The sequence below is a fragment of the Nostoc sp. UCD121 genome, from assembly GCF_014222285.1.
Lineage (GTDB): Bacteria > Cyanobacteriota > Cyanobacteriia > Cyanobacteriales > Nostocaceae > Nostoc.
Window position 1 is genome coordinate 1 of the sequence record NZ_JACKZS010000275.1, and the last position, 8,372, is coordinate 8,372.

Annotated in this window: 10 protein-coding genes and 1 pseudogene; 7 read left to right on the top strand and 4 right to left on the bottom strand. The window is 40.6% G+C overall.

Features of this window, described 5'->3' with window-relative positions; genetic code table 11:
• Positions 1-386: 386 nt before the first annotated feature.
• Positions 387-680, top strand: a pseudogene (locus tag GNF10_RS39520) (hypothetical protein); the annotation flags it as partial.
• A 376-nt stretch (positions 681-1,056) separates the two neighbouring features.
• Complete coding sequence (locus GNF10_RS39525) at positions 1,057-1,143, top strand: PEP-CTERM sorting domain-containing protein (protein ID WP_369009416.1); 87 nt, start codon at positions 1,057-1,059, stop codon at positions 1,141-1,143.
• Positions 1,144-1,249: 106 nt separating this feature from the next.
• Here the strand turns inward: GNF10_RS39525 and GNF10_RS32930 are convergent, their stop codons facing one another.
• Together GNF10_RS32930 and GNF10_RS32935 are read right to left on the bottom strand one after the other, a co-directional pair.
• Positions 1,250-1,831, bottom strand: coding sequence for a thioredoxin family protein (locus GNF10_RS32930; RefSeq protein WP_185581190.1), 582 nt, complete (start codon positions 1,829-1,831; stop codon positions 1,250-1,252).
• A gap of 144 nt (positions 1,832-1,975) precedes the next feature.
• Positions 1,976-2,191 carry a chlorophyll a/b-binding protein gene (locus GNF10_RS32935; RefSeq protein WP_114083012.1) on the bottom strand — a complete coding sequence of 72 codons (216 nt, stop codon included), beginning with the start codon at positions 2,189-2,191 and terminating at the stop codon, positions 1,976-1,978.
• 203 nt (positions 2,192-2,394) lie between these two features.
• On the opposite strand from GNF10_RS32935, the gene thyX reads away from it, so the two are divergent.
• On the top strand, positions 2,395-3,117 hold the full coding sequence (gene thyX, locus GNF10_RS32940; RefSeq protein ID WP_163936187.1) for an FAD-dependent thymidylate synthase: 723 nt from the start codon (positions 2,395-2,397) through the stop codon (positions 3,115-3,117).
• 124 nt (positions 3,118-3,241) lie between these two features.
• Positions 3,242-4,102, top strand: coding sequence for an Rpn family recombination-promoting nuclease/putative transposase (locus tag GNF10_RS32945; protein WP_185581189.1), 861 nt, complete (start codon positions 3,242-3,244; stop codon positions 4,100-4,102).
• A 141-nt stretch (positions 4,103-4,243) separates the two neighbouring features.
• On the opposite strand, the gene dcd is transcribed toward GNF10_RS32945, so the two are convergent.
• Together dcd and GNF10_RS32955 are read right to left on the bottom strand one after the other, a co-directional pair.
• The gene (gene dcd / locus GNF10_RS32950) at positions 4,244-4,813 is read right to left on the bottom strand and encodes a dCTP deaminase (RefSeq protein WP_221643659.1); all 570 of its coding nucleotides are present in this window, start codon (positions 4,811-4,813) and stop codon (positions 4,244-4,246) included.
• A gap of 92 nt (positions 4,814-4,905) precedes the next feature.
• Positions 4,906-5,442 carry a P-loop NTPase family protein gene (locus tag GNF10_RS32955; RefSeq protein ID WP_185581187.1) on the bottom strand — a complete coding sequence of 179 codons (537 nt, stop codon included), beginning with the start codon at positions 5,440-5,442 and terminating at the stop codon, positions 4,906-4,908.
• 343 nt (positions 5,443-5,785) lie between these two features.
• On the opposite strand from GNF10_RS32955, the gene GNF10_RS32960 reads away from it, so the two are divergent.
• The 3 genes from GNF10_RS32960 (at position 5,786) to pgl (ending at position 8,281) form a co-directional block, all read left to right on the top strand.
• Positions 5,786-6,409, top strand: a complete 624-nt coding sequence (locus tag GNF10_RS32960; protein ID WP_185581186.1) for a nucleoside monophosphate kinase — start codon at positions 5,786-5,788, stop codon at positions 6,407-6,409.
• 133 nt (positions 6,410-6,542) lie between these two features.
• Positions 6,543-7,286 (top strand): ribonuclease PH, encoded by a 744-nt coding sequence (gene rph, locus GNF10_RS32965; RefSeq protein ID WP_185581185.1) that lies wholly within the window; start codon positions 6,543-6,545, stop codon positions 7,284-7,286.
• Between the two features lie 272 nt (positions 7,287-7,558).
• A complete protein-coding gene (gene pgl, locus GNF10_RS32970) occupies positions 7,559-8,281 on the top strand; it encodes a 6-phosphogluconolactonase (RefSeq protein ID WP_185581184.1) in 723 nt (240 codons plus the stop codon).
• Positions 8,282-8,372: the final 91 nt, after the last annotated feature.

Genomic DNA, 8,372 nt, shown 5'->3' on the forward strand with positions numbered 1-8,372 from the left:
TAACCTGAGTTCGGGATAAGAAATCCTCAAAAGCCTTGAATTATCGTTGTTCGGTCTAAAGCTCTGTTTTCATCTATTGTCAATAAGACATATTGCTGAGATTAGTTTCATTTGTGAACCTTATTGACAAAATGATTCCACTTTTATCCCTGCTTTGACCAATTCCAGTTTTATTCAATCCTGACAGAATAAGTTTTTTAGCTTCTGGCTTAACCCGAACTCAGGTTAATTTAGGCAAAAACTCGTTTAGAACTACTTTATTGGTAAAAATCTATTTTTAGTAATTTATGACTGTTTTACAATAAACCTATACTAGACAAGTAGTTCAGGGTATTTTTAAAGCTTGACTTCCCTTACCTAAGCTTTTTGTCAGTTTATCGCTTGGTGGATTTGTAGACCTTAGCTACATATCACAGACTATCCCTACAGTTCCTGGTCTACACTACCAACTTACTTACTATTTAGCATCAACAGAAGAAGCTCCTGACCTGAATAATAAATTTCAGGTTTTTATAGGTGGAAATAAAGCTGATGTTAAAAAGGATGTTCCTTTTCAGGACTACACGCAATACACATTAGATTTTAAAGCAAAAGCAACATCAACAGAGATAAAGTTTAGTTTCAAAGCTAAGTTTGCGTTTTTATATTTGGATGATATGAGTGTTAAAGCTACACCTTAAAACCAAAGAGAAAACTATGGGAATTCCGGGATAGATGATGGATTAGTAATTTTCCTCAAAGTGGTAATCAATGCTTATCACTTGGCGGGTTTGTAGACCTCAGCTACATATCACAGACTCTTTCTACACAACCTGGTTAGGAATACGAACTGAGTTACTATTTAGCATCTACAGATGAGGCCACTGATCTTGATAATCAATTTCAGACATTTATCGGTGGAAATAAGATTTTTGATCAAAAAAATATTTTTTTCAACCCTACACGCCATATAAGTTCAATTTCACGGCAGACGCATTATCCACAGAGTTAAACTTTGGGAATGTGGATAGATACGCATTTTTATACTTAGATAATGTGAGTGTAAAACCTCTGTCTGTGCCTGAGCCATCGACTACTGGAGGAATAGTAGCCACTGCTGGGTTGTTGGGAATATGGCTGAAGAAAAAGAAGGCAATTAGTTAGAAAAAATAGCCCCTTTTTGTCACTCTTGGAAAACAACAGAGCGATCGCTATACAATCTTAATCGGGTGTTGCACGATCAGGTATGAGTAAGCTGATATAGCCACTTTCAACCAAAATAACTGGGTTGGTTTCCGGGTTTCCATTTAATATTGCAACCAACACTCGGCTTTTGGTCACTTGTAACAGGTTTGCCTGCCAGCACTGCTTCAATGGCTGCGCGTAAATCTGCGCCTGTTACAGGTTTACCATTACTGGGACGGCTATCATCTAATTGTCCCCGATAAACAAGTTTGCGTTGCTCGTCAAATACAAAAAAATCAGGTGTGCAAGCTGCTGTGTAAGCTTTTGCCGTCTCCTGACTCTCGTCGTAGCATAAGGTAAAATTAAACCCTTGTTCTGTGGCAAATGCTTGTAACGACTCTGGCGCATCATCTGGGTAATTCTTGGCATCGTTAGCACTTATAGCAACGATCGCTAAATCACTTGTAAAATAATCTTTTCCTAACTGCACTAATTCTTGTTGGATGTGCTTTACAAATGGGCAATGCCGACAAATAAACATTACTAATAACGCTTTTTTATCTGCAAAGGTAGAAAGTGAAGTTGCCTTTCCAGATACCACTTCAGGTAGATTAAAATCTGGTGCTTTTGTGCGTAGTGGCAGCATAGTTGAAGCAGTTAAAGCCATAGTTCACCTAATATTTTTACGCTAAGAAGGGCTTTTGCTATCAGTATATTTTCACTCTAGCACTAAGCTTTCCATAAAAGAAGAGACGGTAAATCTACCGTCTCTTAATTATTTATTGGTAATTACGTTATAAAAAATTAGTTTTTACAGATTTGCCAAAACACCAACAATACCGTGTCCTGTGAATACTTCTAATGCTATCAGGGAAACAAAACCAATCATTGCTAAACGACCGTTGAGCATTTCTGCATAGGGAGTGAAACCAGTGCGATCGCCTTGCTCATCTATATAAACCTTTGGCTCGATCGCAAAGTTGTTCAGTTTGCCTTGGTCGTCAATTATAGCAGTGCTTGTACGCATGGATTTTTCCCTGTTTTCTCTTTATGTAAACAAGTGTAACAAAATTATTAATATTTGTAAAGTATATTAATCTGATTGATCAAGTAAAAACCCAAGCCAAAGAAGAGATATGATGATGGATTGAGTTCAAAGCCATGTCTAAGCAACAGGCTCCGCTCCTTGTTCGTAAGCACTTTCAGTCACAAATCCATTCCCAAAAACTAATGCATCGATTTCGAGTAGAGGTTATTGCCAAAACGCCAAACCCACAGCAGGTGATTTATGCCGCGATGCACCAGGACTATACTGATGGGTTCGTGTTTGATGAGCGCGACTCTTGGCCCTCGGAGTCACAAAGCGGCGAAGTTATTGTTAAGCGACTTTTAGCGGGTGAAAGGGGACATTATGGGCCTCTAGAGCATCCTCAGATTGTTTTCAACTGTGGTTACTTTCCCCACAGTGTTATGCAGCAGGCTCGTACTCATCGTGTTGGAGTATCATTTGATGTTCAGTCTTTCAGGTATACAGGCAACCAATTTATTGATGTACTAGAAGGTAAGAAAGACATAGAAGATGTTTTTTACCTACGTCCTGTTGGTTATTACACTGATAGACAAGGCAAAAAGTACCATTATTCACCAGAGCAACGAGCAGCAGATTTAGAGTGGTGTCTGGAAGCAGCTAAACGATATCAAGCTGATTTTGAGGCTGGAATGTCTGAAGAACACGCAAGAGGTAAAGTGCCTTTTGATTATCGCCAGCATTTTGTAGTTAGTTTCAATTTAAGGTCTTTCTTGCATTTTTGTGACCTGAGAAATAAGAAAGATGCTCAACTTGAAATTCAGAAGTTGTGTGAAATGATGTGGCCTCATTTTGAAGATTGGGCACCTGCGATCGCGCAATGGTATGAAAAACAGCGTCTGGGTAAGGCCAGACTTGCACCATAATCATATTTTGGGGCTGGATTGAGAATGTCCCACTTGGATTGATTGAGCTACCACGTTCTTGATCAAAGGGATTGTCCAAACTGCCACCAGAAAATCATAAATAAAAAATTAGTCAAATGTTTTCATGCGTCGAGACTCAATATTTTACAAACTGTTTCAACAGTCTCCAACTTTACTATTTGAACTGTTGACAAATCCTCCAACTAATGCAGATAGTTATCGTTTTGATTCAGTCGCAGTCAAAGAACCAAAATTTGAAATTGATGGAGTATTTCTGCCTCCTGAAAGCGATGGTGTTGGAGTTGTATATTTTTGCGAGGTTCAGTTCCAAAAAGATGAACAACTTTATGAAAGAGTATGGGCTGAATCTTCGTTATATTTCTACCGCAACCGTGCCAGATTTAGCGACTGGCAAGCAGTGATAATTTACCCGTCGCGCAGTATTGAACAAAGCGATATTCATCCTCATCGTTCATTGCTGAATGGTGAACAAATACATCGGGTGTATTTAGATGAATTAGGGGATATTCGTCAATTACCTATATGGGTAGCATTGATGGTTTTAACTACAGTGGATGAAGAACAAGCGCCAGAAGAAGCAAGGTATTTATTAACAAGAACCAATCAAGAAGCGCTATCACCATCAAGTCGCGCCATAATTGAATTAATAACGACGATCATGGTGTATAGGTTTGAACAATTAACTCAAGCAGAGGTAGAGTCTATGCTAGGAATCACGCTTAAGGAAACGCGAGTTTACCGAGAAATTAAGGAAGAAGGACGTGAGGAAGGACGTGAAGAAGGACGTGAGGAAGCAACAGCTAATCTCATTCTCCGGCAATTAACTAAGCGATTTGGGGAACTTTCTGAAGAAATACGCTCCTCAATTTCTGGTTTACCTTTGCCTGTTCTGGAAGATTTGAGTGAAGCACTGTTAGATTTTGCTAGTTTGGCTGATTTACAGGTTTGGCTAGAAGCGCAATGAAAAAATGGCCCTAAGCCAAGCTCTACGGTAAACGCAATTGCCCGCTAAATGCATCTGCAATCAAATTATTACCAGCAGTGCAATTGCTGAATAGATTTAAGTTCTATATTTTGTATAAACTTTTTTTAGATATCATTCAGTCTAAATACGAGCCAAAGTCACAATTTCTTGCTGATCCTGATATTTTCCCTGGCGTGCTTCATAACTAATAGCACAGGGTTCGCCTTCTAAAAATAGCAATTGCACCACGCCTTCATTAGCGTAAATGCGACAGTCAGCACTAGAAGAATTAGAAAATTCTAAAGTTAAATGACCTCGCCATGCAGCCTCAGCAGGTGTTAAATTTGCAATTATGCCACATCTTGCATAAGTTGATTTACCTATGCAAATTACTGTAATATTCTCAGGAACCTCCAGCTTTTCTAGAGCAACCCCAAGTCCATAGGAATGAGCAGGTAAAATAAAGTAACTGCCACTGATACCAGTATGCAATGCTGTTGGCTCTAAATTATCGGGATTAAAGTTTTTGGGATCAACTACAGTTCCGGGAATGTGTCGAAAAATGCGGAACTCAGCCGGGGAAAGGCGTATATCGTAACCATAAGAAGACAAACCGTAGCTAATTACAGGTTGAACCGCTACAGACTCATCTTTTTGCACTTTTCGGACTAGGCTTGGCTCAAAAGGCGAAATCAAGCCCTGTTGAGCCATTTCAGTAATCCAGATATCGTTCTTAATCACAAGTTCGTTGCTAACGTTAATTTAAACAGACTTGATATAGTAGCACGAACTGAGTACTTTGTTTAGGGTCGATAACTCCGACGGATTTCTGTAATTTGATCTGCTACATCCAGGAGAGATTTGGGCATTTCTGGCCCTGTGAGAATGATATCGACGTGGGGAGGGCGTTTTGCCAGAAACGCTAAAACTTCGGTTTCAGGAATTAAACCAAAGTTAATCGCCAAACTTAACTCATCTAAGACCACGAGAGAATACTTGCTTTCACACACTACTTCTTGTGTATATTGCCACAGTTTTTGTAAGGCTTGATTTTCCGTATCATCTAAATGTGGTGTATCGATACAACGAGGCAAATCACAGCGAATCCAATCTAAATTTTGTCCTAATTGTATGGGTCGATCGTGTCCTTGACGAATACCTCCTTTAAGGAACTGCACGATTAATACTGACGTTCCTTGTCCAGCTATTCTCAGTGATTGAGCTATAACGCTCGTAAAAAAATTGCGATGTGAGCTAGTGAAAACTTGCACTAATCCTTCAACTGGATATGGCAAGGTAAGGGTTGAATTGATACTTTGAGTTTCTAGCTGGGCAACCATAGGGTTAAGTTCAAAAAGATACAATAATTAAGTTTCTTTGCTGTCAGTAATTAGTACAAATCTGCCTGTATAATCAATCTGTTTTTCACAGGTGTGGTGGATTTGACAAATTGCATTCTTAGTCAAACACTACGTTTGTGTGTAAGTCAAGAGTTGTTTTGATTTCAATTTACGTCTTTTCCCTGTAGATAGTTGTAAAAGTTAAAACATAAGAGTTACAGTTCCAATTATTTAAAAAGGCTGGGTATAACGTCTGAAAATCCCTAAATGTTAGATTTGTCGGTTGTTTGGGCAAAACAGACTTAGCAAGTAGTGAATTTGACAGCATGAGGAGTGAATTGTTGTGAGATTGGTGATTCTGGGAGGTTCAGGATCGGGGAAAAGCACTCAAGCACAAAGGCTTGGCAGATACTTTGATATTCCTCTGATTTCTACAGGTGAGATTTTACGGGAAGCAATATCTGGCAATCAGCCCCTGCCGGAATTTCGATGGTCGGAAGCCGATCCCCGGACTTCTCTTTCTGTTTACGCTAGTCTAAATGAACTAGGTTATCACGCGCTGCCCTATATACAAAAAGGGGAGTTAGTTCCAGACGAAATGATCGTTGATTTGATCAGAGTTCGCCTCAGACAACCAGATATTAACTGCGATTGGGTCTTAGAGGGTTATCCTCGTACTGCCTTCCAAGCTGAGGAATTAGATTTTTTATTGGATGATTTAGGGCAAAAGCTAGATTGGGCAATTTATCTCCAAGTTTCAGAAGCAGTGATGGTTAGTCGATCCTTGGGGCGATCGCTACCAGATGACCAACCCGAAATCGTGCAGCGCCGTGTAGAATTATTCTACGATCGCACCATTCCAATCCTAGAATATTACGACCGTCGTCGCTGCCTATTGACTATCAACGGCGACCAATCACCAGAAATGGTGCAGCAAAATATTTTAACTCTACTTTCAGTTCCTTAGAAGAATAAAGAGACGCGATTCATCGCGTCTGTACAAAAGTTTGGAAGAATTCTTTTCAATGCCCAATCCCCAATGCCCACTTACAACACTAAGGTAATCTTAAGGCAGTATTGTAAAACTTGAGGCAATTCTAATGGCTTGGCAGCGTCCTGATGGTCGGATTCCCTACGAACTACGTCCGATTAGCTTTCACCCCAGTTTCACCCGTTTTGCCCCCGGTTCTGTTCTTGCAAGATGCGGTGATACGCAAGTACTTTGTACCGTTAGCGTTAATAAGGGAGTCCCGAAGTTTCTCGAAGGAACTGGTAAAGGCTGGTTAACTGCTGAGTACCGAATGTTACCATCTGCCACTCAAAAACGCCAAGAAAGGGAATTATTGAAATTATCTGGACGGACGCAAGAAATTCAACGTTTAATTGGGCGCAGCTTACGTGCAGCAGTGGATTTTGAGGTACTAGGAGAACGCACGCTAACTGTCGATGCTGATGTCTTGCAAGCAGATGCTGGAACTAGAACAACAGCGATTACAGGCTCATTTGTAGCGTTGGCTCATGCGATTTCTAAATTGTTGCAGGAGGGCGTGTTAGAGCGATCGCCTCTGTGTGGACAGGTAGCAGCAGTTTCTGTAGGATTACTGGAGGGAGAGCCATTTTTGGATCTAGACTATATCGAAGATGTGGCTGCAACAGTAGATTTTAACGTGGTGATGAATCAAAATTTGGGAATCATTGAAGTTCAGGGAACAGCCGAAGAAGGCAGCTTTAGCCGCACTCAGTTGGATCAGCTACTAGATGTCGCCCAAAAAGGAATTCAGGAATTGTTAATTGCCCAGCGTGAAGCGATCGCTGATTGGGAATCATTGTTTGTGATTAATTAGTTTTATTAATTTTTAATAAGAATTAATAAATGTATCCTCTGTGGTGTTAATCAACAAAGTATCAAGTAACTGGGTGTAAATAAAAATAATTATGAGAGGAGTTAGTAGTTAGTACAACTGACTACTGACAACTTATCGTTAATGGTGATAATGAACATCTACATTTTCCAGCCTACTTAATCCATGATGTTAAATGTTTCAAAAGTTAAAAAGGAGGATTGTAATAAGTTCGGTATGGTATTGCTGGAAGCCAGCAATATGATGATGAAGCCATGAGCAAAACCGTTGAAGTTTTACCGGATCAGCCGGCGCTGGTTGCACGAGCGCTAGAATTAATTCTGTCTAAGTTAGAAACTGCTATTGAACAGCGAGGGCAGTTTACTATCGCCTTATCTGGCGGCAGTACACCTAAACCGTTATACGAAGCGATCGCTACTCAAAAACTGCCTTGGGATAAAATTAATGTATTCTGGGGGGATGAGCGTTACGTAGCACCAGATCACCCCGATAGCAATGAACTGATGACGCGTCGTGCATGGCTAGATCGTGTTGATATCCCAGCAGCTAACATTCACCCCGTACCAACTTTAGAAGCCAATCCAGAACTCGCGGCTGCAAAGTATGAACAACATCTCAAAGAATTTTTCAATTCTTCTGGGGTAGAGTTTCCCACATTGGATGTAGTATTACTGGGAATGGGTGATGATGCACATACTGCATCTTTGTTTCCCCACACAGAGGCTCTTAAAGTACGCGATCGCCTGGTGACTGTGGGTAACAAAGACGGAAACCCCAGAATAAGTTTCACATACCCCTTCATCAACTCTGCTCTCAATGTGATTTTTCTGGTTGCTGGTGCTAATAAACGCCCAGCTTTGGCACAAGTCTTTGCACCTGTCGCCGATGACTTCGCTTACCCATCCCGTTTAATTCGGCCCCAAGGTGAACTTTGGTGGCTGCTGGATGCGGCAGCAGGTTCGGAACTTCAACATTAAATTTGGGAATTGGGAAGAGGACTTGGGGACAAGGAGAATTGGGGACAAGGGGAAAGACTTGTTTCAAGTTCTCACCTCTTGTCCCCTTGTC

Bases quoted from the DNA above. Each gene is read 5' to 3' on its own strand.
- GNF10_RS32930 (WP_185581190.1), bottom strand. From the start codon at position 1,831: ATGGCTTTAACTGCTTCAACTATGCTGCCACTACGCACAAAAGCACCA.
- GNF10_RS32935 (WP_114083012.1), bottom strand. From the start codon at position 2,191: ATGCGTACAAGCACTGCTATAATTGACGACCAAGGCAAACTGAACAAC.
- thyX (WP_163936187.1), top strand. From the start codon at position 2,395: ATGCATCGATTTCGAGTAGAGGTTATTGCCAAAACGCCAAACCCACAG.
- GNF10_RS32945 (WP_185581189.1), top strand. From the start codon at position 3,242: ATGCGTCGAGACTCAATATTTTACAAACTGTTTCAACAGTCTCCAACT.
- dcd (WP_221643659.1), bottom strand. From the start codon at position 4,813: ATGGCTCAACAGGGCTTGATTTCGCCTTTTGAGCCAAGCCTAGTCCGA.
- GNF10_RS32955 (WP_185581187.1), bottom strand. From the start codon at position 5,442: ATGGTTGCCCAGCTAGAAACTCAAAGTATCAATTCAACCCTTACCTTG.
- rph (WP_185581185.1), top strand. From the start codon at position 6,543: ATGGCTTGGCAGCGTCCTGATGGTCGGATTCCCTACGAACTACGTCCG.
- pgl (WP_185581184.1), top strand. From the start codon at position 7,559: ATGAGCAAAACCGTTGAAGTTTTACCGGATCAGCCGGCGCTGGTTGCA.